Origin of the sequence: Klebsiella sp. 141161 (assembly GCF_050600815.1) — a bacterium.
GTDB classification, from domain to species: Bacteria; Pseudomonadota; Gammaproteobacteria; order Enterobacterales; family Enterobacteriaceae; genus Klebsiella; species Klebsiella aerogenes.
On record NZ_JAQIRN010000006.1, the window covers coordinates 297,028 to 322,497 of the forward strand.

23 protein-coding genes are annotated in these 25,470 nt (G+C 56.5%); 10 read left to right on the top strand and 13 right to left on the bottom strand.

Translation table 11 applies throughout. The features are described 5' to 3' along the window. Position 1 precedes the first annotated feature (1 nt). Complete coding sequence (locus tag PGR79_RS17375; RefSeq protein ID WP_087860867.1) at positions 2-415, bottom strand: hypothetical protein; 414 nt, start codon at positions 413-415, stop codon at positions 2-4. A gap of 264 nt (positions 416-679) precedes the next feature. Next, a complete protein-coding gene (locus PGR79_RS17380; protein ID WP_087860926.1) occupies positions 680-1,027 on the bottom strand; it encodes a YacC family pilotin-like protein in 348 nt (115 codons plus the stop codon). Positions 1,028-1,172: 145 nt separating this feature from the next. Between PGR79_RS17380 and cueO the strand changes: the two genes are divergently transcribed. Further along, the gene (cueO, locus tag PGR79_RS17385; protein WP_430922141.1) at positions 1,173-2,768 is read left to right on the top strand and encodes a multicopper oxidase CueO; all 1,596 of its coding nucleotides are present in this window, start codon (positions 1,173-1,175) and stop codon (positions 2,766-2,768) included. Positions 2,769-2,843: 75 nt separating this feature from the next. Here the strand turns inward: cueO and PGR79_RS17390 are convergent, their stop codons facing one another. Continuing rightward, positions 2,844-5,234 (bottom strand): glucose/quinate/shikimate family membrane-bound PQQ-dependent dehydrogenase, encoded by a 2,391-nt coding sequence (locus PGR79_RS17390; protein ID WP_045390074.1) that lies wholly within the window; start codon positions 5,232-5,234, stop codon positions 2,844-2,846. Between the two features lie 78 nt (positions 5,235-5,312). On the opposite strand from PGR79_RS17390, the gene PGR79_RS17395 reads away from it, so the two are divergent. Together PGR79_RS17395 and hpt are read left to right on the top strand one after the other, a co-directional pair. Further along, positions 5,313-5,417 (top strand): hypothetical protein, encoded by a 105-nt coding sequence (locus PGR79_RS17395; protein WP_161801955.1) that lies wholly within the window; start codon positions 5,313-5,315, stop codon positions 5,415-5,417. A 19-nt stretch (positions 5,418-5,436) separates the two neighbouring features. Then, entirely contained in the window at positions 5,437-5,973 is a 537-nt protein-coding gene (hpt, locus tag PGR79_RS17400; RefSeq protein ID WP_015368206.1) for a hypoxanthine phosphoribosyltransferase, read from the top strand. A 57-nt stretch (positions 5,974-6,030) separates the two neighbouring features. Here the strand turns inward: hpt and can are convergent, their stop codons facing one another. Next, a complete protein-coding gene (gene can, locus PGR79_RS17405) occupies positions 6,031-6,693 on the bottom strand; it encodes a carbonate dehydratase (protein WP_045390077.1) in 663 nt (220 codons plus the stop codon). A gap of 230 nt (positions 6,694-6,923) precedes the next feature. Here can and PGR79_RS17410 point away from each other — a divergent pair, with 230 nt between their 5' ends. The 4 genes from PGR79_RS17410 to PGR79_RS17425 all read left to right on the top strand — a co-directional run bounded on the left by PGR79_RS17410 (position 6,924) and on the right by PGR79_RS17425 (position 10,491). Continuing rightward, entirely contained in the window at positions 6,924-7,850 is a 927-nt protein-coding gene (locus PGR79_RS17410; RefSeq protein ID WP_015368204.1) for an ABC transporter ATP-binding protein, read from the top strand. Then, the gene (locus PGR79_RS17415; RefSeq protein WP_015368203.1) at positions 7,847-8,617 is read left to right on the top strand and encodes an ABC transporter permease; all 771 of its coding nucleotides are present in this window, start codon (positions 7,847-7,849) and stop codon (positions 8,615-8,617) included. Before PGR79_RS17410 ends, PGR79_RS17415 begins: the two co-directional genes overlap by 4 nt. A 123-nt stretch (positions 8,618-8,740) precedes the next feature. Then, entirely contained in the window at positions 8,741-9,181 is a 441-nt protein-coding gene (locus tag PGR79_RS17420) for a PTS sugar transporter subunit IIA (protein ID WP_015368202.1), read from the top strand. A 56-nt stretch (positions 9,182-9,237) separates the two neighbouring features. Beyond that, on the top strand, positions 9,238-10,491 hold the full coding sequence (locus tag PGR79_RS17425; protein ID WP_213317268.1) for a polysaccharide deacetylase family protein: 1,254 nt from the start codon (positions 9,238-9,240) through the stop codon (positions 10,489-10,491). A gap of 34 nt (positions 10,492-10,525) precedes the next feature. On the opposite strand, the gene panD is transcribed toward PGR79_RS17425, so the two are convergent. From panD to thpR, 9 genes are all read right to left on the bottom strand, one after another. After that, complete coding sequence (gene panD / locus PGR79_RS17430; protein ID WP_087860863.1) at positions 10,526-10,906, bottom strand: aspartate 1-decarboxylase; 381 nt, start codon at positions 10,904-10,906, stop codon at positions 10,526-10,528. Positions 10,907-10,986: 80 nt separating this feature from the next. Further along, positions 10,987-11,841, bottom strand: a complete 855-nt coding sequence (gene panC / locus PGR79_RS17435; RefSeq protein WP_113374427.1) for a pantoate--beta-alanine ligase — start codon at positions 11,839-11,841, stop codon at positions 10,987-10,989. An 11-nt stretch (positions 11,842-11,852) separates the two neighbouring features. Then, positions 11,853-12,644: a 3-methyl-2-oxobutanoate hydroxymethyltransferase gene (panB, locus tag PGR79_RS17440; RefSeq protein WP_213794588.1), complete on the bottom strand. Its 792-nt coding sequence runs from the start codon at positions 12,642-12,644 to the stop codon at positions 11,853-11,855. Between the two features lie 120 nt (positions 12,645-12,764). Then, positions 12,765-13,244 carry a 2-amino-4-hydroxy-6-hydroxymethyldihydropteridine diphosphokinase gene (gene folK / locus PGR79_RS17445; RefSeq protein WP_047065193.1) on the bottom strand — a complete coding sequence of 160 codons (480 nt, stop codon included), beginning with the start codon at positions 13,242-13,244 and terminating at the stop codon, positions 12,765-12,767. Beyond that, positions 13,241-14,638, bottom strand: a complete 1,398-nt coding sequence (pcnB, locus tag PGR79_RS17450) for a polynucleotide adenylyltransferase PcnB (RefSeq protein WP_087860859.1) — start codon at positions 14,636-14,638, stop codon at positions 13,241-13,243. Before pcnB ends, folK begins: the two co-directional genes overlap by 4 nt. A gap of 119 nt (positions 14,639-14,757) precedes the next feature. Next, positions 14,758-15,639, bottom strand: coding sequence for a tRNA glutamyl-Q(34) synthetase GluQRS (gene gluQRS / locus PGR79_RS17455; protein ID WP_430922144.1), 882 nt, complete (start codon positions 15,637-15,639; stop codon positions 14,758-14,760). Positions 15,640-15,698: 59 nt separating this feature from the next. Next, positions 15,699-16,154, bottom strand: coding sequence for an RNA polymerase-binding protein DksA (gene dksA / locus PGR79_RS17460; protein ID WP_007373199.1), 456 nt, complete (start codon positions 16,152-16,154; stop codon positions 15,699-15,701). Positions 16,155-16,317: 163 nt separating this feature from the next. Next, positions 16,318-17,034 carry a DNA/RNA nuclease SfsA gene (sfsA, locus tag PGR79_RS17465; protein ID WP_045390098.1) on the bottom strand — a complete coding sequence of 239 codons (717 nt, stop codon included), beginning with the start codon at positions 17,032-17,034 and terminating at the stop codon, positions 16,318-16,320. Continuing rightward, on the bottom strand, positions 17,034-17,570 hold the full coding sequence (gene thpR / locus PGR79_RS17470) for an RNA 2',3'-cyclic phosphodiesterase (protein WP_087860857.1): 537 nt from the start codon (positions 17,568-17,570) through the stop codon (positions 17,034-17,036). Before thpR ends, sfsA begins: the two co-directional genes overlap by 1 nt. A 72-nt stretch (positions 17,571-17,642) precedes the next feature. On the opposite strand from thpR, the gene hrpB reads away from it, so the two are divergent. The 3 genes from hrpB (at position 17,643) to fhuA (ending at position 25,442) form a co-directional block, all read left to right on the top strand. Continuing rightward, complete coding sequence (gene hrpB / locus PGR79_RS17475; protein ID WP_308958183.1) at positions 17,643-20,072, top strand: ATP-dependent helicase HrpB; 2,430 nt, start codon at positions 17,643-17,645, stop codon at positions 20,070-20,072. Positions 20,073-20,436: 364 nt separating this feature from the next. After that, positions 20,437-22,989 (top strand): bifunctional glycosyl transferase/transpeptidase, encoded by a 2,553-nt coding sequence (gene mrcB, locus PGR79_RS17480; protein ID WP_271031945.1) that lies wholly within the window; start codon positions 20,437-20,439, stop codon positions 22,987-22,989. Positions 22,990-23,231: 242 nt separating this feature from the next. Next, positions 23,232-25,442, top strand: coding sequence for a ferrichrome porin FhuA (fhuA, locus tag PGR79_RS17485; protein WP_087860853.1), 2,211 nt, complete (start codon positions 23,232-23,234; stop codon positions 25,440-25,442). Positions 25,443-25,470: the final 28 nt, after the last annotated feature.

The following is a 25,470-nucleotide window of genomic DNA, read 5'->3' on the forward strand; positions in this document are numbered from 1 at the left end:
GTCACTTCACCGCATTATCGCCGCGCATGACCAGGCTATCGATCAGCGACTTTTCAATATCGGCGCAAAGCTTAATGGATTTAAATTGATACATGGAATCGATGCCCTGACGGGTTGGGTCGGCGACTTTCGTACGCACCGAGTTATATTGCGACGCCGCGCCTATCAGGGCGGTGAATTCACTACCCAGTCTTGAAGCTTCTTTCGGATTGACTTCTTTTAACGAATCCAACGCCTGGCGGCAGGCATTAAGTCGCTCCTGCTCAGCGGCCAGCCGCAGCTTTTCATTCTGCTGCGCGTCGGTGGCGATGGCGATTGGCGGCGTTATGGGAGCGTTAGCCTGACGATGCGCCTGGCAGCCAGCTAACATGAGAACAGTGAACGGAAGTAAGCGAAAAACAGGTGAGATATTCAAAATGTCATTCCATTGCAATAAGAGAGGTTGCAGGCGATTTTAATTAGCCAGCAGGTCTTTGCAATAAACGATGAGTTGAATTGTTTACTCTCGAATGTGATTTTTACTGATAAATTAAGCTTACAGTTAATTAATAAAAACAGAGAATAACCGAGAGCATGAAATAAAAATATTGTTTAATGAATTCATGTTTAGTCAATATTAACGGAGATGGGAAGTCAGAAATCTACAGAGACAGCCGCATCGCCGCGGCTGCAGATAGGCTTACTTCACATAGGCCAGCAGGCTAAGGGAGTCACGCGCCAGAGCTTTGCACTTTTTGGCGGTCGGGATTTTGATACCGCTGAGATCGCGATAGCTGTCCTCACCTAATGCTTTCATATTAAAGCTATCGTAGTTGCTGAGATCCCATTGGTTTTGCTGGGCAAAAAAGACCAGCGCGCGGCGAATTTGCGTATTTGGCAAATTTTGATAGCCGCAATCGTTTTTCAGGAATACAAATACCGCCGTTAAATCAGCCATATCTTCCGCTTCGGACTCGTTTAATGCATAGCTATTGGCGGAGAGGGCGAGCAGGCTGCCAAACAGCATTGTTCTGAAAAACGTCTTCATTTTTTCTACCATTGAAACACGGGCAATCAAAGTTAGCATACTTCTTTACACCACGCAGAGCTTTATTCACAAGCTTCTGCTTGACCTTCCCGTTGCGGGAGGGTTTAAGCTTAAATATTCACCAGCAGAATAAAAGGATGTGAAAATGCAACGTCGTGAGTTTATCAAATTAGGCGCCGCGCTTGGCGCGGTCAGCGCCTTACCGCTCTGGAGCCGTTCGGTATTCGCTGCCGGCCGTCCGGCTTTGCCGGTTCCGGATTTATTGACCGCCGACGCCCGCAATCGCATTACGCTGACGATTCAAGCCGGAAAGACGCAGTTTGGCCCGCATCTTGCGACGACCTGGGGTTATAACGGCAGCCTCCTCGGCCCCGCGTTGAAGCTGAAGCAAGGTGAAGCGGTAACGGTAGATATTCATAACCGCCTGGCGGAGGAGACCACGGTCCACTGGCACGGACTGGAAGTGCCTGGCGAAGTCGATGGCGGTCCGCAGGGCATCATCGCCGCAGGAGCCTCAAGGACGGTGAAATTTACGCCGACGCAGCGAGCGGCAACCTGCTGGTTCCATCCTCATCAGCATGGTAAAACCGGCCGTCAGGTCGCGATGGGGCTGGCGGGTTTGGTGCTGATTGAAGATGTCGAAAGCGGGCAATTACTGCTACCGAAGCAGTGGGGAATTGATGATATTCCGGTGATCGTGCAGGACAAAAGATTCAATGCCAATGGCGAAATAGATTATCAGCTCGATATCATGAGCGCCGCCGTTGGCTGGTTTGGCGATACCCTGTTGACGAACGGCGCGCTGTATCCCGAACACGCTCCGCCGCGCGGTTGGCTGCGCCTGCGTCTGCTTAATGGCTGTAATGCCCGCTCGCTGAATTTCGCTACCAGCGATCGCCGCCCAATGTACGTAGTAGCAAGCGACGGCGGCCTGTTGGCGGAACCGGTCAAAGTGAGCGAACTGTCGGTGCTGATGGGTGAACGATTTGAGGTGTTGATTGATACCCGCGATGGGAAGGCATTTGATCTGCAGACGCTGCCGGTGAGCCAGATGGGGATGGCGATTGCGCCATTTGATAAACCGCAACCGGTGCTCCGTATACAGCCGCTATTGATCCCGGCCTCCGGTAAGTTACCCGATACTTTGGCGGCGATGCCTGCGCTGCCCTCACTGGAGGGGCTGACGCAGCGCACGCTGCAGCTGTCGATGGATCCTATGCTCGACATGATGGGAATGCAGGCGTTGATGAAGAAATATGGCGACCAGGCGATGTCCGGTATGAACCATGGGATGATGATGGATCATGGTGACATGGGCAATATGAATCATGACCAGATGGAGACTATGAACCACGGCGGCGGCATGGCGCATGGAACCTCATCAGGAAAGGGCTTCGATTTCCATAACGCCAACCGCATCAACGGCAAAGCCTTTGATATGAATGTGCCGATGTTTGCCGCGGCCCGAGGTCAGTACGAGCTCTGGCTGATCTCCGGCAAGGGCGACATGATGTTGCATCCTTTCCATATTCATGGCACGCAATTCCGTATTCTGAGTGAAAATGGCCAGGCGCCGGCGGCGCATCGTCGCGGCTGGAAGGATACGGTAAGAGTGGAGGGCGGGGTGAGTGAAGTGCTGGTGAAGTTCGATCATCAGGCGCCAAAGGAGTTTGCCTATATGGCGCACTGTCATCTGCTGGAGCATGAAGATACCGGGATGATGTTGGGGTTCACCGTTTAGGGCTGTGCGACCTGCCGCCTTCTCCTGTGAGGGGGGCAAATAAAAAAACGGCAACTTTCGTTGCCGTTTTGCATTTTACTTCGCATCATCCGGTAGCGCGTAGGCAACGATGTAGTCACCCATCTTGGTACCGAACGAGCCGTGACCGCCTGCAGAGATGACAACGTACTGCTTGCCATTCACTTCATAGGTCATCGGCGTCGCCTGGCCACCTGCCGGCAGACGCGCCTGCCACAGTTTTTCGCCATTGCTCATGTTGTAAGCGCGCAGGTAGTTATCGGCGGTGGCGGCGATAAACAGCACGTTACCGGCGGTTGAGATCGGACCGCCCAGCATCGGCATACCCATATTGAACGGCAGCGGGACAGGCAGCGGGAACGGCAGACTATCCTGCGGCGTCCCGATGCGTTTTTTCCACACCACTTCATTGGTCTTCAGATCCAGCGCCGAGATATAACCCCATGCCGGTTGTTTACACGGCAGGCCAAACGGCGACAGGAACGGGTTCAGGGTGACGCCGAACGGGACGCCATACTGCGGCTGAACGCCGGACTCGGTACCAGAGCCTTTCGCGTCTTTTGGCGGTTCCATCGGGTTGCCCGGGCCGCGCGGGATTAATTTAGAGACGAACGGCAGCGCCATCGGGTTGGCGATAGCCACCTGACGGTTTGGATCGACGGAGATACCGCCCCATTCAAACATCCCCAGGTTACCAGGGAACACCAGCGTGCCCTGTTCAGACGGCGGAGTGAAGATACCTTCATAGCGCATCTGATGGAAGATAACGCGGCACACCAGCTGGTCAAACATGGTGGCGCCCCACATGTCTGCGCCGGTCAGGTCTTTCTTCGGACGGAAACTCAGCTCGGAGAACGGCTGGGTTTTAGCGACATAATCGCCTTTCGCCGCACCTTGCGGAACCGGTTTTTCCGGCGCCGGGACCACCAGTTCGCCATTACGGCGATCCAGCACGAAGATGTTGCCGGTCTTGGCCGGAGCGTAAATCACCGGTACGGTTTTACCGTTCACATCAATGTCGGCCAGCGTCGGCTGCGACGGCATATCCATATCCCACAGATCGTGGTGTACGGTTTGGTAGCTCCACGCCAGTTTCCCGGTGGTTGCGTTCAGCGCCACGATAGAGCTGGCGTAACGTTCCTGTTCCGGCGTGCGGTTGCCGCCCCAGATATCCGGGGTGGTAACGCCCATCGGCAGATAGACTAAATCCAGCTTCGCGTCATAGGCGGCAGGCGCCCAGGAGTTAGGTGAATTGAGTGTGAAGTGATGCTCATCGCTCGGGATCGCATTAGGGTCTTTCGCGCCCGGGTCAAAGGCCCACAGCAGTTTACCGGTATTCACATCAAAGCCGCGGATAACGCCTGATGGCTCGCGGGTTGAGAAGTTATCGGTTACCGCGCCGGCAATGACGATAGTCTTATCAGTGATAATCGGCGGCGACGTCGGTTCATACATACCCGGCGTGGTTACCGGCATATTGGTTTGCAGGTTGAGAATGCCTTTGTTGGCAAAGGTTTCGCACAGCTTACCGTTGTCGGCGTTCACCGCGAACAGACGGCCATCGTTGACCGGCAGAATAATACGGCGCGGGCAGTCGGCGACGACGTCGGCAGGGGCGTTATCCGCTTTCGCTTCATGATAGGAAACGCCACGGCAGGTCACGTGCTGGAACGACGGATCGGCGTTCAGCTGCGGGTCAAAATGCCACTTCTCTTTACCGGTGGCCGCGTCAAGCGCGAACAGACGCTGGTGCGCGGTACACAGATACAGCGTGTCGCCAACTTTAATCGGCGTCACTTCGTTAGTGATTTCACCCGGATCGTTCGGCTGCTTCAGGTCGCCGGTGCGGAATACCCAGGCTTCCTTCAGGTTCTTCACGTTGTCGGCGTTAATTTGCTTCAGCGGCGAATAACGCTGGCCTTCCTGGTTACGGCCATAGGCCGGCCAGTCGCTATCGGCGACGGTAGAAATCGGCGCGGCCGGCGTCGCGTCAGCGCTCAGCGTACCGTTCACTTCCTGCGGGTCGTTGAAACCGGCCCAGGTCAGGATCCCGCCGCTAATCAGCAGGGCGATAACCAGACCGCCAACGGCGCCGGCGGAAGGGACCGGCAGACGACGCCAGACAAATGGCAGAATCAGCCAGATGCCAAAGAAGACCAGGATGTCGCTACGCGGCGTCAGCGCCCAGAAGTCGAAACCGACTTCCCATACCCCCCAAATCATGGTTGCCAGCAACAGGGCGGCATACAGCCACAGCGCTGCACGCTTGCCGCGGAACAGCATGACGGTGACGGCCAGCATCACCAGGCCTGCGATAGGGTAGTACCAGGAACCGCCAATAGCGGCCAGCCATACCCCACCGATTAACAGATACAGGCCACAGAAGGCGGCAAACAGCGCCGTCAGCGTGACAAGTAACCGTGATTGTTGAGATTTTGTTTCTGCCATAGAAAGACACTCTTCAGTTGTTAATTTTTTAACTGCAATTAATTATAGGATTTAACAACTGTGATCGGAATTACAAATATGGCTTTATTATTCACTGCACCGAAGATTTCGTTTTGCTGGTATACTGTATCGCTTGCCGGTCAACGTCGATGTGAAAGCAGCGGCTTTGAAGATTTATCCTAAGAATCAAATGGTTAGTTTAATGAAACATACTGTAGAAGTGATGATCCCGGAAGCCGAGATCAAAGCGCGTATCGCCGAACTGGGTCGTCAAATTAATGAACGCTACAAAGACAGCGGCAGCGAAATGGTGCTGGTGGGTTTGTTGCGCGGTTCATTTATGTTTATGGCTGACCTGTGCCGTGAGGTTCAGGTACCGCATGAAGTCGACTTTATGACCGCCTCCAGCTATGGCAGCGGCATGTCCACCACACGTGATGTCAAAATCCTTAAAGACCTGGATGAAGACATTCGCGGTAAGGACGTACTGATCGTCGAAGACATCATCGATTCCGGCAACACCCTGTCTAAAGTGCGCGAAATCCTCAGCCTGCGCGAGCCGAAATCGCTGGCTATCTGCACCCTGCTGGATAAACCAAGCCGTCGTGAAGTGAACGTGCCGGTGGAGTTTGTCGGTTTTGCGATTCCGGATGAGTTCGTGGTGGGCTACGGTATCGACTACGCTCAGCGCTATCGTCATCTGCCGTACGTCGGCAAAGTGATCCTGCTGGACGAGTAATTATTGTTGCGGTCCCGGATAAGGCGAGCGCCTTATCCGGGGCGGTGAGGGCGGCGGCTATTTATGGTTGGCGTGCTTGCTCTTGAGATTGGAAATCCCGTGGCGATAGCGCTGCTCGAGGGTTTCCCGGCTGACGGCGGTGACATCAAGATCGCGCAGTAGTCCGTCGTGAATACCATAAGCCCAGCCATGGATCGTCACCTTTTGGCCACGTTTCCACGCCGATTGCATGATAGTCGAGTGTCCCAGGTTGTATACCTGCTCCATCACGTTCAGTTCGCAAAGCGTATCCAGACGCCGATCTTCCGGCATTTCACCGAGCAGCGAGCTGTGTTTAAACCAGATATCGCGAATGTGTAGCAGCCAGTTATCAATGAGCCCCAGTTCCGGGTTCTCGACCGCCGCCTGTACGCCGCCGCAGCCGTAGTGGCCGCAGATAATAATGTGTTCGACTTCCAGCACGTCAACGGCGTATTGCACCACCGACAGGCAGTTCAGGTCGGTGTGGATCACCAGATTGGCGACGTTACGATGTACGAATAGCTCACCGGGTTCCAGGCCGGTTAAGCGCTCCGCGGGGACGCGGCTATCGGAACAGCCAATCCACAGAAAGCGCGGTTTCTGCGCCTGCGACAATTTCGCAAAGAAGCCGGGGTCCTCTTCCACCAGCATTTTTGACCATAGTGCATTATTGCTGATGAGTGTATCTATATCATTCATGGACGTTTACGGCCTGTAACCAAGTAAGTGCGTTGCGCTAATATAGGGTAAGCTCACCTTTTTGAAAACAATCTTTACCCGTCATACTTCATGCTGCAGGTGCGTTGGCTGCACTCGTTCACCCCAGTCACTTACTTATGTAAGCTCCTGAGGATTCGCTCATTTGCCGCCTTCCTGCAACATGAATTATTTGGGTAAATTAGATGTGAAGACACGAGAAGAGACATTTAATGACCATTGCTCTGGAATTAAAACAGCTCAAGAAAACCTATCCCGGCGGGGTTCAGGCGCTGAAAGGCATCGACCTGCAGGTTGAAGCCGGCGACTTTTATGCGCTGCTGGGCCCGAACGGCGCGGGGAAATCCACGACTATCGGTATCATTAGTTCGCTGGTTAATAAAACCTCCGGCCAGGTTAATGTATTTGGCTACGACCTGGAAAAAGATGTGGTGAACGCCAAGCGCCAGCTCGGGCTGGTGCCGCAGGAGTTCAACTTCAACCCATTCGAAACCGTACAGCAAATCGTGGTTAACCAGGCGGGTTACTACGGCGTTGAGCGTAAAGAAGCAATTTTGCGTAGCGAAAAGTATCTGAAACAGCTCGATCTATGGGAAAAGCGCAATGAACGCGCACGTATGCTCTCCGGCGGGATGAAGCGCCGCCTGATGATTGCCCGCGCGCTGATGCATGAGCCGAAGCTGCTCATTCTTGATGAACCCACCGCTGGCGTTGATATCGAGCTACGTCGCTCGATGTGGGGTTTCCTTAAAGATCTCAACGATAAAGGCACCACCATTATCCTCACGACCCACTATCTGGAAGAAGCGGAAATGCTGTGTCGTAATATCGGCATTATCCAGAGCGGCGAGCTGGTGGAAAATACCTCGATGAAGGCGCTGCTGGCTAAGCTGAAATCGGAAACCTTTATCCTCGATCTGGCGCCGAAAAGCCCGCTGCCAACCCTCGACGGGTATCAGTACCGGCTGGTTGATACCTCGACGCTGGAAGTTGAAGTGCTGCGCGAGCAGGGGATTAACAGCGTTTTCGCCCAGCTAAGCGCCCAGGGCGTGCAGGTATTAAGTATGCGTAACAAGGCCAACCGTCTGGAAGAGCTGTTTGTCACGCTGGTGCACGACAAAAAAGGAGAATCAGCATGATGCAGCTTTACTGGGTCGCGCTGAAAAGCATCTGGACCAAAGAGATCCACCGGTTTATGCGTATCTGGGTACAGACGCTGGTGCCGCCGGTGATCACCATGACCCTCTATTTCGTCATCTTTGGCAATCTGATCGGCTCGCGGATCGGCGAGATGCACGGTTTTACCTATATGCAGTTTATCGTGCCGGGGCTAATTATGATGGCGGTGATCACCAACGCCTACGCCAACGTTGCTTCGTCGTTCTTTAGCGCCAAGTTCCAGCGCAACATTGAGGAACTGCTGGTGGCGCCGGTGCCAACCCACGTGGTGATCGCCGGTTACGTCGGCGGCGGGGTGGCGCGCGGGCTGTGTGTCGGCATTCTGGTGACGGCTATCTCGCTGTTCTTCGTCCCGTTCCAGGTTCATTCCTGGCTGTTTGTCGCCCTGACGCTGATTTTGACGGCAATTCTGTTCTCGCTGGCGGGCCTGCTCAATGCGGTGTTTGCGAAAACCTTCGACGACATCAGCCTGATCCCGACTTTCGTGCTGACGCCGCTGACCTACCTGGGCGGGGTGTTCTATTCGCTGACGTTGCTGCCGCCGTTCTGGCAGGCGCTGTCGCATCTCAACCCTATCGTCTACATGATTAGCGGCTTCCGTTTTGGCTTCCTCGGCATTCATGACGTCCCGCTGGCGACCACCTTTGGTGTGCTGGTGGTGTTTATCGTGGCCTTCTATATTCTGTGCTGGTACCTGATCCAGCGTGGGCGCGGCCTGCGTAGCTAATCCTCTCTACAAGCGCCCCCGCTAATTTCACCTTGCCGGGGCGCTAAGCGGTAATTTTTGATACCCATCACCCCACCTCAACGCTTGCCCTGCTAAATTGTTTGCCTGCTAAGGAGGTAGGCGATGTTAGGTTGGGTAATTACCTGCCATGATGAGCTGGCGCAGGAGATGCTGGATCGTCTGGAGAAAAAGTTTGGTCCGTTGGCGCAGTGCCGGGCGGTGAATTACTGGCGTAATCTGAGCGTCAATATGCTGAGCCGCATGATGTGCGATGCGCTACATGCCACGGACTGCGGCGATGGCGTGATTTTTCTCACCGATAAAACCGGTGCCGCGCCATATCGCGCCGCCGCGCTGATGAGTCACAAACACACCCACTGTGAAGTTATTTCCGGCATTCGCTATCCATTGCTGGAGGAAATGTATTTACAGCGCTATACCCTCAGCAGTGATGCCTTCCGTAATGCTATCGTTAGCGCTGGAGGCCCGACGGTGAGCAGTCTTTGGCATCAACAGCAAAAGAATCCGCCTTTTCGTCTACTGCATGATACGTTCGGAAATTAGGCATTAGCATTGATGCCGCTTTTGTTACAATGGCGGCATTCAGGTTTACCGGTTCGATGCGCATGTTTGCCCGAGTCATAACATTATTCCTTTTGCTGACGTCAGTCAGCGTTTCCGCCAGCCTGCTCAGCCAACAGGGCGTCCCCGCACGCTATATGCAAATCACAGAAGATGCCGATATCTGGGCGCAGGTCGGCAACCATGTAGTGAGCGTCGGCAACGTTCGCGCCGGGCAGATCCTCGCCGTGGTGCCGACCACGGCAGACTATTATGAATTCAATTTCGGCTTCGGTACTGGCTTTATTGATAAAGGACACCTGGGGCCGGTGCAGGGCGCGAAACGGGTTGAGGATAATCTGGGTGATTTACATCAGCCGTTGAGCAACCAGAACCTGCTGACCTGGAAAGACACACCGGTTTACGATGCGCCGTCAGTGGGCAGCCCGCCGTTTGGTACATTAGCGAATAACCTGCGCTATCCCATTATCAGCAAGCTGAAAGACCGCCTTAATCAGACCTGGTATCAGATTCGTATCGGCAACCGGTTGGCGTGGGTAAGCAGCCTGGACGCGCAGGAGGATAACGGCATTCCGGTACTGACTTATCACCATATTCTGCGTGATGAAGAAAATAGCCGTTTCCGCCATACCTCGACCACCACCTCGGTGCGCGCTTTCAGTAACCAGATGACCTGGCTGCGTGACCAGGGCTATACCACGCTGACGATGTATCAACTGGAAGGGTATTTACGTAACAAGGTTAATCTGCCTGCGCGCTCGGTGGTGATTACCTTTGATGACGGCCTCAAGTCGGTGAATCGCTACGCTTATCCGATCCTCAAGCAGTACGGCTTCCACGCTACGGCATTTATTATCTCATCGCGGATCAAACGTCATCCGCAAAAGTGGGATCCGAAATCGCTGCAGTTTATGAGTATCTCTGAGCTCAGACAGATTCAGGACGTGTTTGATGTGCAGTCGCATACCCATTTTCTGCACCGGGTCGATGCCGCCCGTCACCCGATATTACTCAGCCGGAATTATCACAACATTCTCTTTGATTTCGAGCGTTCCCGGCGAGCGCTGAGCCAGTTTAATCCGCACGTGCTGTATCTTTCGTATCCGTTCGGCGGCTATAACGCCACGGCGGTCAAGGCGGCGAACGATGCCGGTTTTCATCTGGCGGTAACGACGGTGAGAGGGAAGGTGAAACCGGGGGATAATCCGTTCCTGCTGAAGCGGTTGTATATCCTGCGTACCGATTCGCTGGAGACGATGTCGCGGCTTATCAGCAATCAGCCGCAAGGGTAAACCGGCGCTGCGGCTGAGCGCAGCGCCGTAAGAATCAGGCGACCTGCACCGGAATAGCTTTCGCCTGGCGCTTCATTTCGTTATCGCCTTCGAAATAGGCGATCTTCGGCTGCCAGGTGCGGGCTTCTTCGTCAGACATGGTCACGAAGCTGGCGATAATGAGGATATCGCCGACGCTTGCGCAGTGCGCCGCAGCGCCGTTGACGGAGATAATCTTCGAACCACGCTCGGCGGCGATCGCATAAGTCGAGAAACGGTTACCGTTGGTCACGTTCCACAAATGAATGGCTTCATTTTCCAGAATACCGGCCGCTTCGAGGAAATCCTGGTCAATGGCGCAGGACCCTTCGTAATGCAGGTCAGCCTGCGTGACTTTAACGCGGTGGAGCTTGCCCTGCAGCATATTACGCATCATAACTTCTACCTTCCAACCTTTATGTAGCAAAGCGGACACGGCATCCGCTTTGAGAAAATAACCCGATTTTTCGTTCCAGGCTACTGGCCCAGCTTGACGATTTTGTTATCAATCAGACGCGCCTGGCCCAGCCATGCCGCCATCAGGATCACCGCGCGTTTGCTGGCATCCGTGAGCTCCAGCAGGGTGTCGGCATCACGGATCTGGATATCGTCGGCGCGAAAACCTGATTCATTGAGCTCCTGCTCGGCGATGGCAATGATTTCCTCGAGGTTACGCTCGCCAGCGGCAAGTTTGTCCGCCACCGAACTCAGCACTTTGTACAGACCCGGGGCGATTTTACGCTGCTCGGCGGTCAGATAACCGTTGCGCGAACTTAGCGCCAGGCCGTCTTTCGCGCGGATAATCGGCACGCCGACGATCTCGATGTCGTAGCCCATATCGGCGACCATTTTGCGGATCAGCGCCAGCTGCTGGAAATCTTTCTCGCCGAAGCAGGCGACATCGGGCTGTACCAGGTTGAACAGCTTGCTGACAATGGTCGAGACGCCACGGAAGTGGCCTGGACGGCTGGCGCCTTCCAGCATGGTCGACAGACCAGGGACATCAACGAAGGTTTGTCCTTCGGTACCTTGCGGATACACTTCTGCTGGCGCGGGAGCAAAGACAAAATCGACCTTACGCTTGTTCAGCTTTTCGCAATCTTCCTGCAACGTACGCGGGTAGCGCGCCAGATCGTCCGGGCGGTCAAATTGCATCGGATTCACGAAGATACTGACCACCACGACATCCGCGCAGGCTTTGGCTTCATCGACCAGCTTCATATGGCCATCGTGCAGGTTGCCCATGGTGGGAACCAGCGCAATGCGCTTGCCTTCCTGGCGTAAACGACGGATATGCTGGCGCAGCAGCGGCAGGGTTTCAATTATCAGCACAACAAGACTCCTTAATGGAAACTATGTTCTTCGCCCGGATAGACCCCGGATTCGACTTCGGCAATATACTGCCGTACCGCGGCGCGGATGTCGCCCGCTTCTGCGAGGAAATTCTTCGCGAATTTAGGAATATGGCCGCCGGTGATCCCGAAAGCGTCATGCATCACCAGGATTTGCCCGTCGGTGACGTTACCTGCGCCGATGCCGATAACCGGGATCGTCAGCGCTTCGGTAATGCGTTTTGCCAGCTCTACCGGCACGCACTCCAGCACCAGCAGCTGCGCGCCAGCCGCTTCCAGGGCTAACGCGTCATCGAACAGCGCCTGCGCCGCATCGCCGCGCCCCTGAACTTTATAGCCGCCAAAAACGTTCACCGACTGCGGCGTCAGGCCGAGGTGACCACAAACCGGTACCGCGCGTTCCGCCAGCATCCTGACGGTATCAGCCAGCCACGCGCCGCCTTCAAGTTTGACCATATTGGCGCCGGCGCGCATCACGACGGCGGCATTTTCGAAAGTTTGCTGCGGCGTGGCGTAGGCCATAAACGGCAGGTCGGCGAGCAACAGACTGTTCGGCGCGCCGCGACGAACCGCGCGGGTGTGGTAAGCGATATCGTCAACGGTCACCGGCAGCGTGGAGTCGTGGCCCTGTACCGTCATCCCCAGCGAATCGCCCACCAGCAGGACGTTAATGCCTTCATCGGCAAAAAGCTTAGCGAAGCTGTAGTCGTAGGCGGTGATAGTGGCGAAGCGCTTTTTCTCCTGTTTGCATTTCTGCAGCAGGGCAATGGTGGTCGGTTTCATAACGTTTCCTGATGATGAAAGTCATATTAACCGGCATTCTAACAGCAGCATTCAGGGGGGCAATGATTTTGGGCAACCGATTACCACTATCGCCGTAAATGCTAAAAAAGGGAGTAGGGGTTACCAGAGAGCGGGTTTTTCGGCGCCCAGATTTTCCAGCGCGGCGCGAAGGGCGAGGCCATCGGGGAAGTGGAGCTGTGGGGCGATTTCAAACAGCGGCCAGAGCATAAAACCGCGATTTTTCATATCGTAGTGCGGCACCGTCAGACGCTCGCTGTTAATGACCGCATCGCCAAACAGCATGATGTCGAGGTCCAGCGTACGCGGCCCCCAGCGTTCGGCTTTGCGCTCCCGTCCCTGCTGCAGCTCAATGCGCTGAGTGTGATCGAGCAGCGCTTCTGGCGCGAGCGAGGTTTCAAGCGCGACGGCGGCATTGAGATAGTCGGGCTGATCCTGCGGCCCCAGCGGCGGCGTACGGTACAGCGAAGACACGCTCGCCACGCGGCTGTCCGGAATGTCGGCCAGCGCGCGGATAGCGGCATTCACCTGCTCGAGCGGCGAGGCAAGATTACTGCCAATGGCGATATAGACCAGGGTCATGCGTTACCCTGACGCGGCGCGCGTTTACGCGGGCGGCGATGGCGGCGGCGCGGAGCGGGATCGTCGCCGAGATCGTTGAGCATATCTTTCTGTTCCGGCGGCGCGGCCACCTGGAACTCACCCCACCATTTGGTCAGGCGCTGCAGTTCGTGGTTGTTCTCGGCGCCTGCGCGCAGTTCAAGCAGGTCATAGGCGGCGCGGAACTTCGGATGCTCCATGAGTTTCCACGCGCGTTTGCCCTGACGGCGGGACATACGTAGCTGCAACTGCCAGATGTCGCGCACCAGGGTGGTGATGCGTTTAGGGATTGCCAGCGTCCGGCAGGCTTCATCCAGTACATCGTTCATCGCCAGCGCGAAGGCGTCGTAATAGGCCAGCCCGCTCTCCTGCGCGATTTTCTGCGCCATTTCCAGCAACGGATACCAGAACATGACCGCGAACAGGAACGCTGGATTGACGCGCATATCGTTATGCAGGCGGTTATCGGTATTCTTCAGCACCTGGATAATGATACGTTCCATGGGGCTATCGCCGCGCTCGGTGAAGTAGCGGGTGATTGTCGGGAACAGGGGCTGGAACAGGCTGTATTCGCGCAGCAGCTGATAGGTTTCATAACCATAACCTGCCTGCAGCAGCTTCAGCACTTCTTCAAACAGACGCGCTGGCGGTACGTCGTGTAGCAGGGCGGCCAGACGCGGAATTGGCTCGGCGCTTTCGGCGCTGATGCGCATATGGAGTTTGGCGGCGAAGCGTACCGCGCGCAACATACGCACCGGATCTTCACGGTAACGGGTTTCCGGGTCGCCAATCAGGCGAATTACCCCTTCCTGCAGATCGCGCATTCCACCAACGTAGTCACGTACGGTGAAATCCGCCACGCTGTAATAAAGGCTGTTGATGGTGAAGTCGCGGCGCTGGGCATCTTCTTCGATAGAGCCGAAGATGTTATCGCGCAGCAGCATGCCGTTCTGGCCGCGCTGGGAGGTGACGCGGTCGTTGGTGTGGCCTTCGTGATGGCCGCGGAAGGTGGCGACTTCAATGATTTCCGGCCCGAACATCACGTGCGCCAGGCGGAAGCGACGGCCGACCAGGCGGCAGTTGCGGAACAGTTTACGTACCTGATCCGGGGTCGCGCTGGTGGTGACGTCAAAATCTTTTGGCTTCTTGCCCAGCAGCAGGTCGCGAACGCCGCCGCCGACCAGGTAAGCTTCGTAGCCCGCCTTGTTCAGTCGATAGAGCACCTTGAGCGCGTTTTCACTGATATCTTTGCGGGAAATTGCATGCTGTTCACGCGGGATCACCGTCATATGCGTTTGTTCGACGGCGGCAGCCTCTGCCTCGCGCTCTTCACGGCTTAGCACCTTGCGGCAAAAATTAGCGACTCGGGTAAAAATGGTGCACCTCGTAGTGTCAGACGAACTTCGGATAAAACATTACTCTATGGGCTTCAGGTTGCATTTAAACGGCAAATTCAGGGGCAACCTGAAGGGCGACGAGCAAAAATAGCGGCTAATCATAGCTCAGCGGGAGCCATTTGAGAATGCTGGATTTTTGCAGGCTGCCAGTTGGCTACCGCTTGTTTGAGTAAATCTTCAATACTCAGCGCTTGCCAATCCTCGACGACATCCTGATTCAAAAATGTTAATGCCCGCACAATTTCCGGGCGCGGATCGCCCTCCGGCAGGGCCGGGGCGTGGTTCTGTTTTGAGAGCTTATTACCTTCGGCATTCAGCGCCAGCGGCAGGTGCACGTAGTCTGGTACAGGCCAGCCAAAGTGTTGATACAGCGAAATTTGTCGTACCGTTGGCTCGATAAGATCGGCGCCGCGAACGATTTCGCTGACCCCCTGAAAATGGTCGTCAACCACTACCGCCAGGTTATAGGCGAACAGCCCGTCGCGACGATGGATGATGAAATCTTCCCGCGCCAGCGGTTCGTCGGCGACTAGGGGCCCGCGCAACTGGTCATAAAATTCCAGTACCGGACGGGTCTGGCGCAGGCGCAGCGCGGCGTTTTCGGCGCCAAGGCGCAAATCGCGACAGTGACCGTCGTAGATCCCCCCGACGCTGTGAATGCGCGCGCGGGTGCAGGTGCAGTAGTAGCAAAGATCCCGATCGCGCAGCCAGGCGAGGCGTTCGCGATAAGCATCGTGCCGCTGGGATTGCCACAGTACTTCGCCGTCCCAGTGCAGACCGTAGCGATCGAGCTGTCGCAAAATGGTGTCGGCGGCGCCAGGAACTTCCCGCGGCGGGTCGATATCTTCAATGCGTACGCGCCAGATACCGCCTTTCGCCCGCGCTTGTAGATAGCTGCCAAGGGCGGCGATTAATGAGCCGAAGTGGAGTTCGCCGGAAGGTGAGGGAGCAAAGCGCCCTATATAGTCTGAGTCGGTCATGTTAAACACAAGGGGAATCAGGCGGGAGAAACTCCCGCCAGAGAGTGAGGTAGCTGGGATTAACCCGCCATCTGTTTTTCGCGAATTTCCGCCAGCGTCTTGCAGTCGATGCACAGGTCAGCTGTTGGACGCGCTTCCAGACGGCGAATGCCAATCTCCACGCCACAGGATTCGCAGAAGCCGAAGTCTTCGTCTTCGACTTTTTTCAGTGTTTTCTCAATCTTCTTGATGAGTTTACGTTCGCGGTCGCGGTTACGCAGCTCCAGGCTGAACTCTTCTTCCTGCGCGGCACGGTCGACCGGGTCCGGGAAGTTGGCAGCTTCATCCTGCATATGCGTTACGGTGCGATCCACTTCATCCCTGAGTTGATTACGCCATGCTTCAAGAATGCGCTTGAAGTGCGCCAGCTGGGCTTCGTTCATATACTCTTCGCCCGGCTTCTCTTGGTACGGCTCCACCCCAGCGATGGCGAGAATACTCAGGGACGATGTTTTACGGTTTTGCCCTTCTTGCATGTTGCTTCTCCTTAACACGCACTATCGATCCCCATGTGGGGGAAAAATCAGGCCGCTATAAATAGCAGATGCTTTTCCGGATAGCAATTATCTAAACGTTACACTTGACAACGCTGTGAAGAAAAGCGTATTTGCGCTCGCGAACCGGACACAATTTAGCCTTTTAATTACCGGGGGTTAACGCCACGGCAATCGGCTTATTCAGAGTCATCATTTTGGTAGAAAGTTCCGCTTTCCAGGCGAGAATTTCTACCCCCTTTTCCTGCGCCTCTATCAACAGCTGTGCGTATTTGGCATCAATATGATGCGCGGGTGAGAAACGGTCTATCGCCGAATGCAGCACGGCGAATAAAATCACGGCCCGATGGCCTGCGGCCGCGACGCTCATTAGCTCCCGCAGGTGCTTCTGGCCGCGTGCGGTAACGGCATCGGGAAAATAACCGTACTCTTTTTCCGCCAACGTAACCGATTTCACTTCAATATAGCAGTTACGGCGGCCTTCTGCCTGTAACATAAGGTCGATTCGGCTATTTTCTTCGCCATATTTTACTTCGCTTTTCAGAATGTTATACCCGGCAAGCTCAGGGATATTTCCGGCGAGTACCGCCTCCTTCGCCAGAGTATTGGCCCGCAGCGTGTTGACGCAGATCACCGCGCCCTGTTGGGTTTCAGTTAATTCCCAGGTATGTGCATATTTACGTTTAGGATTATCGGAAGTGGAATACCAGACGGTATCGCCCGGCGCAGCGCAGCCGGTCATGGCGCCGGTATTCGGGCAGTGCAGCGTCAGCTCCTGGCCCTCCGGCGTGACGACATCGGCCAGAAACCGTTTGTAACGTTTAATTAAAGTGGCGGACTGCAAAGGCGGAGTGAACAGCATCAGAGTTCCCTGGTAAATGGATAACGTTCCAGCACGTTGTAGCGGGTGCGACCGCGGAGAAAGCTGGACTCATAAAGCACGAATTCGTTGACCGGCACCTGCCAGCAAAAACCCGGCGGCGGGATCGGCACCGCGTGGCGGGCGTCGCGCAGGAGGGTGATATGCGGATGAAACGGCTGCGGGCTTTGATAGCAGCCGCTTCGCGCCGCCTGAGCGCGTAGCATATTTGCCAGCTGCAGCATGCCGCGCGGCGGCTGGCGGGTACCGAGCCAGACTACGCGAGAGCGCAGCCACTGGCCGGCGTCGTCGAGCGTCAGGGTAAATGGCGGTTGTTGAATGCGTCCGGCCATTGCCGACAGCGCGCGCTGTTTTTCAGCGCTGACGTCGCCGAGAAACGCCAGCGTCAGATGTAGGTTATCGGCGGCGACCGGCCTTCCGGCATCGTCGGAAAAATGGGCGGCGCGCCAGTGAATAATCTGTTTCTGTATCGCTTTCGGCAGTTCAAGAGCGAAAAACAGCCGTTTCGGCTCGGACATGATAGAGACTCGGTAATGAATTACGGGGATGCTACAATGCTTGCCCTCGAATGTTAACCTCCGGAGCCTTTCGTGTCCTCATTGCCGGTTGCCGCAATTCTTCCCGAACTTCTTTCCGCCCTGCAGCAGGCGCCGCAGGTGCTGCTTAACGCCCCTACCGGCGCGGGTAAATCAACCTGGCTGCCGCTACAGATCCTCGCCGACGGCAACATCGACGGCCGGATAATTCTGCTGGAGCCGCGGCGGCTGGCGGCGCGTAACGTCGCCCAGCGCCTGGCGGAGCTGCTGGGAGAAAAACCGGGAGAAACGATAGGCTACCGGATGCGCGCCGAAAGCTGCATAGGGCCAAATACCCGTCTGGAAGTGGTCACTGAAGGGATCTTAACCCGCACTTTGCAGCACGATCCGGAACTTTCCGGCGTGGGGCTGGTGATCCTCGATGAATTTCATGAACGTAGCCTGCAGGCCGATCTGGCGCTGGCGTTGTTGCTGGATGTCCAGCAGGGGCTGCGTGACGATCTCAAGTTATTGATCATGTCGGCGACGTTGGATAACGATCGTCTGCAGCGCCTGTTGCCGGAAGCGCCGGTGGTAGTTTCCGAAGGGCGTGCGTTTCCGGTTGAACGTCGCTTTGCGCCGCTAGCGACCCATCAGCGTTTTGCCGAAGCGGTAGCGATCGCCGCCGCGGATCTGCTGCGTGAGGAGCAGGGCTCGATGCTATTATTCCTGCCGGGCGTTGGCGAAATTCAGCGCGTACAGGAACAATTAAGCGAGCGCGTAGCCAGCGATGTGCTGTTATGCCCGTTGTATGGCGCGCTGCCGCTGAGCGAACAGCGCAAAGCGATTCTCCCGGCGCCTGCCGGAATGCGCAAAGTGGTGCTGGCGACCAATATCGCTGAAACCAGTTTGACGATCGAAGGCATTCGTCTGGTGGTCGACAGCGCTCAGGAACGGGTCGCGCGCTTCGATCCGCGCACCGGCCTGACCCGGCTAATCACCCAGCGGATAAGCCAGGCGTCAATGACCCAGCGCGCCGGTCGCGCCGGGCGTCTGGAGCCGGGGATCTGCCTGCATTTGCTGGCGAAAGAGCAGGCGGAGCGCGCGGCGGCGCAGAGCGATCCGGAAATTCTGCAAAGCGATCTGTCGGGTCTGCTGCTGGAGTTGCTGCAGTGGGGCTGCCGCGATCCGGCCGAGCTTCGCTGGCTGGATCTACCGCCGGCGATAAATCTGGCGGCGGCGCGGCGTCTGTTGACGGCGTTATCGGCGCTGGAGGGCGAACGCCTTTCGGCTCACGGGCGCAAAATGGCGATGCTGGGTAATGACCCGCGTCTGGCGGCCATGTTGACGGCGGCCGATTCCGCGGATGACGCGGCGACGGCGGCGAAACTGGCGGCTATTCTTGAGGAGCCGCCGCGCGGCGGCAGCAGCGATTTAGGCGCCGCGTTTGCCCGCCAGCAGGGCAACTGGCAGCAGCGGGCGCAGCAGTTATTGAAGCGGCTGGCCAGCCGAGGCGGTCAGCCTGATGCTGAGCGGATGGCAGCGTTGCTGGCTCCAGCCTTTGCCGACCGTATCGCCCGTCGACGCGGCCAGGAGGGACGCTATCAGTTGGCTAACGGCATGGGCGCGATGCTGGATGCCGATGATGCGCTCGGCCGTCACGAATGGTTAATTGCGCCGCTGCTGCTGCAGGGCAGTTCGGCGCCCGATGCGCGAATTTTGCTGGCGCTGCCGCTGAACATTGACCAACTCGTCGCGCAGCGCCCTGAGCTGATACAGCGCTCCGATACCGTGGAGTGGGATGAAGCGCAGGGGACGTTAAAAGCCTGGCGGCGTAACTGTATTGGCCAACTGGTGATAAAAACCCAGCCGTTGGCGAAGCCGTCGGAAGCGGAGCTGCATCAGGCAATGCTCAACGGTATTCGCGATAAAGGGCTCAGGGTGTTGAACTGGACGCCGGAGGCTGAACAACTGCGCCTGCGTCTGCACTGCGCCGCGCAGTGGTTGCCGGAAGCAGGCTGGCCAGCCGTTGATGACGCATCGCTGTTGGCTGCGCTGGAGGCATGGCTGTTGCCGCAGATGACCGGCGTGCATTCGCTTCGGGCGCTTAACGCGGTGGACCTGCGGCAGGCGCTGCAAAACTGGCTGCCGTGGACGTTACGCCAGAAGCTGGATAGCGAGCTGCCGACCCATTACACGGTGCCGACCGGTAGTCGTATCGCCATTCGCTATCATGAAGATAACCCGCCGGCGCTGGCGGTACGAATGCAGGAGATGTTTGGCGAGGCGACGACGCCGCGCATTGCCGAAGGGCGGGTTCCCCTGGTGCTGGAATTACTTTCGCCGGCGCAGCGACCATTACAAATTACCCGCGATTTGAGCGCCTTCTGGCAAGGGGCGTACCGCGAGGTGCAAAAAGAGATGAAGGGGCGCTACCCGAAACATGTCTGGCCGGATGACCCGGCGAATACCGCGCCGACCCGGCGGACGAAAAAATATTCCTGAGATGCAGCGCCGGCCGAGGCAGTTCTGAAAATCGGCGGCCTGAGTCACACGGCGCAATATTTATGTTATTAAAAAACATCATATTTTACCGTTTATCGCGTTTTGCGGTTGTAAAATGCTGGTTAAGAATGTCGCGGATTAGTGCTATTCTCTGTGGCCTGGACAATTCGTGCTATGTCCGGAGATATTCTTCAGCTTAAACAGATAATTATATGATTTGTTTAATGAATTATTCTTCGACGATGATATGAAAGACGTCGGCGCGGCAGCGCGGCGGGTGTGAAATTGAGAGATATCTTCTTCCTCCTAAAGGGGGAAGTATTGAGAATCAGGCCTTTACGCCTGAAAGTTGCGGAGAAAAAGCATGGCGGGAGATGACCGCGAGCCTATCGGACGTAAAGGGAGACCTTCACGCCCGGCAAAACAAAAAGTCACCCGTCGCCGGGTCCGGGATGAGGACTACGACGATGATTACGATGACGATTATGAGGATGAACGACCGATGCCGAAGAAAGGAAAGGGCAAAGGCAATAAGCCTCGTCGTAAGCGCAGCTGGCCGTGGCTGCTGGTCAAGCTGGGGATTGTCTTTGCGGTAATTATCGCCGCCTATGGCGTCTACCTCGACCAGAAAATTCGCAGCCGCATTGACGGTAAAGTCTGGGAACTGCCGGCGGCAGTGTATGGCCGGATGGTCAACCTTGAGCCGGATATGCAGATCAGCAAAAACGAGATGGTGCGCCTGCTTAATGCGACCCAGTACCGTCAGGTCAGCGCAATGACGCGTCCTGGCGAATACACCGTACAGGCTAACAGCATCGAGATGATCCGTCGTCCGTTCGATTTCCCGGATAGCAAAGAGGGGCAGGTACGCGCGCGTCTGACCTTTGATGGCGATCATCTGGATACCATCGAGAATATGGATAACAACCGTCAGTTCGGTTTCTTCCGTCTCGATCCGCGCCTGATCACCATGCTGCAGTCGGCGAACGGCGAGCAGCGCCTGTTCGTTAAGCGTAGCGGTTTCCCGGATCTGCTGGTGGATACCCTGCTGGCGACCGAAGACCGCCACTTCTACGAGCATGACGGCATCAGCCTGTACTCAATGGGCCGCGCGGTGCTGGCGAACCTGACGGCGGGGCGTACGGTGCAGGGGGCGAGTACCCTGACCCAGCAACTGGTGAAGAACTTGTTCCTTTCCAGCGAGCGTTCCTACTGGCGTAAAGCCAACGAAGCCTATATGGCGCTGATCGTCGATGCCCGCTACAGCAAGGATCGTATCCTTGAGCTGTATATGAACGAAGTGTATCTCGGCCAGAGCGGCGATAACGAAATCCGCGGTTTCCCACTGGCGAGTCTTTACTACTTTGGCCGCCCGGTGGAAGAGCTGAGCCTTGACCAGCAGGCGCTGCTGGTCGGGATGGTCAAAGGCGCGTCAATCTACAACCCGTGGCGTAACCCGAAACTGGCGCTGGAGCGGCGTAACCTGGTGCTGCGTCTGCTGCAGCAGCAGAATGTTATCGACCAGGAGCTGTACGATATGCTGAGCGCGCGTCCGCTGGGCGTGCAGCCGCGCGGCGGGGTGATTTCTCCGCAGCCGGCGTTCATGCAGATGGTGCGTCAGGAGCTGCAGGCGAAACTGGGCGATAAAGTGAAAGATCTCTCCGGCGTGAAGATCTTTACCACCTTTGACCCGGTGGCTCAGGAGGCGGCGGAAAAAGCGGCCATTGAAGGGATCCCGGTACTGAAGAAACAGCGTAAGCTGCCGGATCTGGAAACCGCCATGGTGGTGGTCGACCGCTTTACCGGTGAAGTCCGGGCGATGGTCGGCGGCGCGGAGCCGCAGTTTGCCGGCTACAACCGCGCGATGCAGGCGCGTCGTTCGATTGGTTCGTTAGCGAAACCGGCCACTTATCTGACCGCGCTGAGCCAGCCGAACCAGTACCGCCTGAATACATGGATTGCCGATGCGCCGGTGACGATCCGCCTGGCTAACGGCCAGACCTGGTCGCCGCAGAACGACGATCGTCGTTTTAGCGGTCAGGTGATGCTGGTGGATGCGCTGACCCGTTCGATGAACGTGCCGACGGTTAACCTCGGGATGTCGCTGGGTCTGCCGGCGATCACCGATACCTGGCAGAAGCTGGGCGTACCGAAAGACCAGCTGAATGCGGTTCCAGCGATGATCCTTGGCGCCCTTAACCTGACGCCAATCGAAGTGGCGCAGGCATTCCAGACCATCGCCAGCGGCGGTAACCGCGCGACGCTGTCGGCGCTGCGTTCCGTGATTGCTGAAGATGGTACGGTGCTGTACCAGAGCTACCCGCAGGCGGAACGCGCCGTTCCGGCGCAGGCGGCCTATATGACCCTGTGGACCATGCAGCAGGTGGTGCAGCGCGGTACCGGCCGTCAGCTTGGCGCCAAGTATCCTGGCCTGCATCTGGCGGGTAAAACCGGGACCACCAACAACAACGTGGATACCTGGTTTGCCGGTATCGATGGCAGCCAGGTGACGATTACCTGGGTTGGCCGCGATAACAACCAGCCAACCAAGCTGTACGGGGCCAGCGGCGCGATGTCGATTTATCAGCGCTATCTGGCTAACCAGACCCCGACGCCGCTGGCGCTGACGCCGCCGGAAGACGTGGTGGATATGGGCGTGGACAGTAATGGTTACTTCCAGTGCAGCGGCGGTATGCGTACCTTGCCGGTATGGACCACCTCGCCGGATGCGCTGTGCCGTCAGGGCGAAGCCCTGCAGCAGCAACAGCAGCAACAACAGGAAGCCAATAACCCGTTCAACCAGTCCGGGCAGCAGCAGCCTGCTAACCAACCGCAGCAGCAACAGCAGCAACCTGCGAAGCAGGAGAAGAGCGATGGCGTGGCCGGCTGGATTAAAGATATGTTTGGCGGCAACTAAAACCGTTTAAGCTGAACGTCTGAACAGCCCCTTAATACGAAAGTATTAAGGGGCTTTTTTATTGTGGGCATCTGCGTAACACCGTGATAACTCCCTAATAACCGTCTGGTTATTTATTAATCCCTTGGCATTTCGTTCCCGGCATAGCGCTTGCCTTAGATTCCGCGTTTCGCCTATTATGTCACCCGTCATAATAATAATTCTCGTTTACGTTATCATTCACTTTCATCAGAGATATACCAATGGCGCGTCTTAAAACTGCTCAGCCAAATCACTCGCTGCGTAAAATCGCAGTCGTAGTAGCCACGGCGGTTAGCGGCATGTCTGTCTATGCACAGGCTGCGGAACAACCGAAAGAAGAAACCCTCGTCGTTACCGCGGCGCCCGCCAGCCAGGAAAGCGCCTGGGGACCGGCTCCGACTATCGCGGCGAAGCGTTCCGCCACGGCGACCAAAACCGATACTCCCATTGAAAAAACGCCGCAGTCTATCTCCGTGGTGACCCGCGAAGAGATGGACATGAAGCAGCCGACAACGGTTAAAGAAGCGCTCTCATACACCCCGAGCGTATTCTCTACCCGCGGTAGCTCGACCACCTATGATGTAGTCACCATTCGTGGATTCACCACATCCAGCACGGTGAACACCAACCAGTATCTGGATGGCATGAAGCTGCAGGGTAACAACTACTCTGAAGTCTCCATGGACCCGTATTTCCTGGAACGCGTGGAAGTGATGCGCGGGCCAACTTCGGTGCTGTACGGCAACAGCAACCCGGGCGGTATCGTCAGCATGGTCAGCAAGCGTCCGACCACCGAACCGCTGAAAGAAGTACAGTTTAAGATGGGCACCGATAACCTGTGGCAAACCGGTTTCGACTTCAGCGACGCCATCGATGATGACGGCGTGTGGTCTTACCGCCTGACCGGATTAGGCCGCAGCCAGGATGCGCAGCAGCAGATGGCGAAATCGACCCGTTACGCCGTCGCTCCGTCTTTCAGCTGGCGTCCGGATGATAAAACCGATTTCACCTTCCTCAGCAACTTCCAGAATGACCCGTATGCCGGCTATTACGGTTGGCTGCCGCGTGAAGGCACCGTGGTGCCGTATTACGATGCCAACGGTAAGGCCCACAAGCTGCCGACCGATTTCAACGAAGGCGAGTCCGATAACAAGATGGCGCGTCGCCAGCAGATGGTTGGCTATAGTTTCTCCCACCAGTTCGATGACACCTTTACCGTGCGTCAGAACCTGCGCTATGCCGACGTGCATACGCTGTATCGTTCGGTCTACGGCAATGGTTACCAGGAGCCGGGAAAAATCAATCGTGCCTACGTGCGTTCCGATGAGCACCTGAATACCTTTACCGTTGATACGCAACTGCAGTCTGATTTCGCCACCGGCGCGGTGAATCACACGCTGCTGACCGGCGTCGACTACTCGCGGATGCGTAACGACGTTGATGCAGATTACGGTACGGCCGATGCCATTAGCATGACCAATCCGCAGTACGGCAATCCAAACGTGAACGTCAACTTCCCGTATGCGGTCCTTAACCGTATGGAGCAGACGGGGCTGTACGCGCAGGATCAGATGGAGTGGGATAAGTGGGTGATGACCTTAGGCGGTCGTTACGATTACGCCACCACGTCTACCTTCACCCGTTCCACCAGCAGCATGGCGGAGAATCACGACCAGCAGTTCAGCTGGCGCGGCGGTATCAACTATCTATTTGATAACGGCATCTCCCCGTACTTCAGCTACAGCGAATCGTTCGAACCGGTATCGGGTTCCAATAGCACCGGCAAGCCGTTCGATCCGTCGCGCGGAAAGCAGTATGAAGCCGGCGTGAAGTATGTGCCGAAAGATATGCCGGTGGTGGTAACCGCGGCGGTCTATCAGCTGACTAAAGATAAGAACCTGACGGCAGACCCGAACGATCCGACCGGACTGTTCAGCGTACAAACCGGTGAAATCCGCTCCCGCGGCTTTGAGCTGGAGGCGAAAGCGGCGGTCAATGCCAATATCAACCTGACCGCGGCGTATAGCTACACCGATGCCGAGTACACCCACGACACCGTCTTCGAAGGCAAGCGCCCGGCGGAAGTGCCGCGTAATATGGCCTCGCTGTGGGCGGATTACACCTTCCACGAAACTGCGCTCAGCGGGTTGACCATTGGCGCGGGCGCGCGTTATATCGGTTCTACAGTCAGCTACTACAAAAATGACACCAGCACCGGTAAGAAAAATGACTCCTTCAATGTGGCCGGTTATGCGCTGATGGATGCGACGGTGAAATACGATCTGGCGCGCTTTGGTCTGCCGGGGTCTTCGGTCGGCGTCAACGTCAACAACCTGTTTGACCGCGAATATGTCTCCAGCTGCTATAGCGAGTACGCATGCTACTGGGGAGCGGAACGTCAGGTTGTTGCTACCGCAACCTTCCGCTTCTAACTACTCACGGGCGCGGTTCGCCGCGCCC

What these genes read in the sequence shown, in the direction of transcription:
- PGR79_RS17420 (WP_015368202.1), top strand. Translation starts at nt 8,741, where the DNA reads ATGTTAGGTTGGGTAATTACCTGCCATGATGAGCTGGCGCAGGAGATG.
- sfsA (WP_045390098.1), bottom strand. Translation starts at nt 17,034, where the DNA reads ATGCTGTTCACTCCGCCTTTGCAGTCCGCCACTTTAATTAAACGTTAC.
- mrcB (WP_271031945.1), top strand. Translation starts at nt 20,437, where the DNA reads ATGGCGGGAGATGACCGCGAGCCTATCGGACGTAAAGGGAGACCTTCA.
- PGR79_RS17415 (WP_015368203.1), top strand. Translation starts at nt 7,847, where the DNA reads ATGATGCAGCTTTACTGGGTCGCGCTGAAAAGCATCTGGACCAAAGAG.
- cueO (WP_430922141.1), top strand. Translation starts at nt 1,173, where the DNA reads ATGCAACGTCGTGAGTTTATCAAATTAGGCGCCGCGCTTGGCGCGGTC.
- PGR79_RS17390 (WP_045390074.1), bottom strand. Translation starts at nt 5,234, where the DNA reads ATGGCAGAAACAAAATCTCAACAATCACGGTTACTTGTCACGCTGACG.
- hpt (WP_015368206.1), top strand. Translation starts at nt 5,437, where the DNA reads ATGAAACATACTGTAGAAGTGATGATCCCGGAAGCCGAGATCAAAGCG.
- fhuA (WP_087860853.1), top strand. Translation starts at nt 23,232, where the DNA reads ATGGCGCGTCTTAAAACTGCTCAGCCAAATCACTCGCTGCGTAAAATC.
- gluQRS (WP_430922144.1), bottom strand. Translation starts at nt 15,639, where the DNA reads ATGACCGACTCAGACTATATAGGGCGCTTTGCTCCCTCACCTTCCGGC.
- PGR79_RS17395 (WP_161801955.1), top strand. Translation starts at nt 5,313, where the DNA reads ATGGCTTTATTATTCACTGCACCGAAGATTTCGTTTTGCTGGTATACT.
- thpR (WP_087860857.1), bottom strand. Translation starts at nt 17,570, where the DNA reads ATGTCCGAGCCGAAACGGCTGTTTTTCGCTCTTGAACTGCCGAAAGCG.
- can (WP_045390077.1), bottom strand. Translation starts at nt 6,693, where the DNA reads ATGAATGATATAGATACACTCATCAGCAATAATGCACTATGGTCAAAA.
- PGR79_RS17425 (WP_213317268.1), top strand. Translation starts at nt 9,238, where the DNA reads ATGCGCATGTTTGCCCGAGTCATAACATTATTCCTTTTGCTGACGTCA.
- panB (WP_213794588.1), bottom strand. Translation starts at nt 12,644, where the DNA reads ATGAAACCGACCACCATTGCCCTGCTGCAGAAATGCAAACAGGAGAAA.
- panD (WP_087860863.1), bottom strand. Translation starts at nt 10,906, where the DNA reads ATGATGCGTAATATGCTGCAGGGCAAGCTCCACCGCGTTAAAGTCACG.
- folK (WP_047065193.1), bottom strand. Translation starts at nt 13,244, where the DNA reads ATGACCCTGGTCTATATCGCCATTGGCAGTAATCTTGCCTCGCCGCTC.
- PGR79_RS17410 (WP_015368204.1), top strand. Translation starts at nt 6,924, where the DNA reads ATGACCATTGCTCTGGAATTAAAACAGCTCAAGAAAACCTATCCCGGC.
- PGR79_RS17380 (WP_087860926.1), bottom strand. Translation starts at nt 1,027, where the DNA reads ATGAAGACGTTTTTCAGAACAATGCTGTTTGGCAGCCTGCTCGCCCTC.
- dksA (WP_007373199.1), bottom strand. Translation starts at nt 16,154, where the DNA reads ATGCAAGAAGGGCAAAACCGTAAAACATCGTCCCTGAGTATTCTCGCC.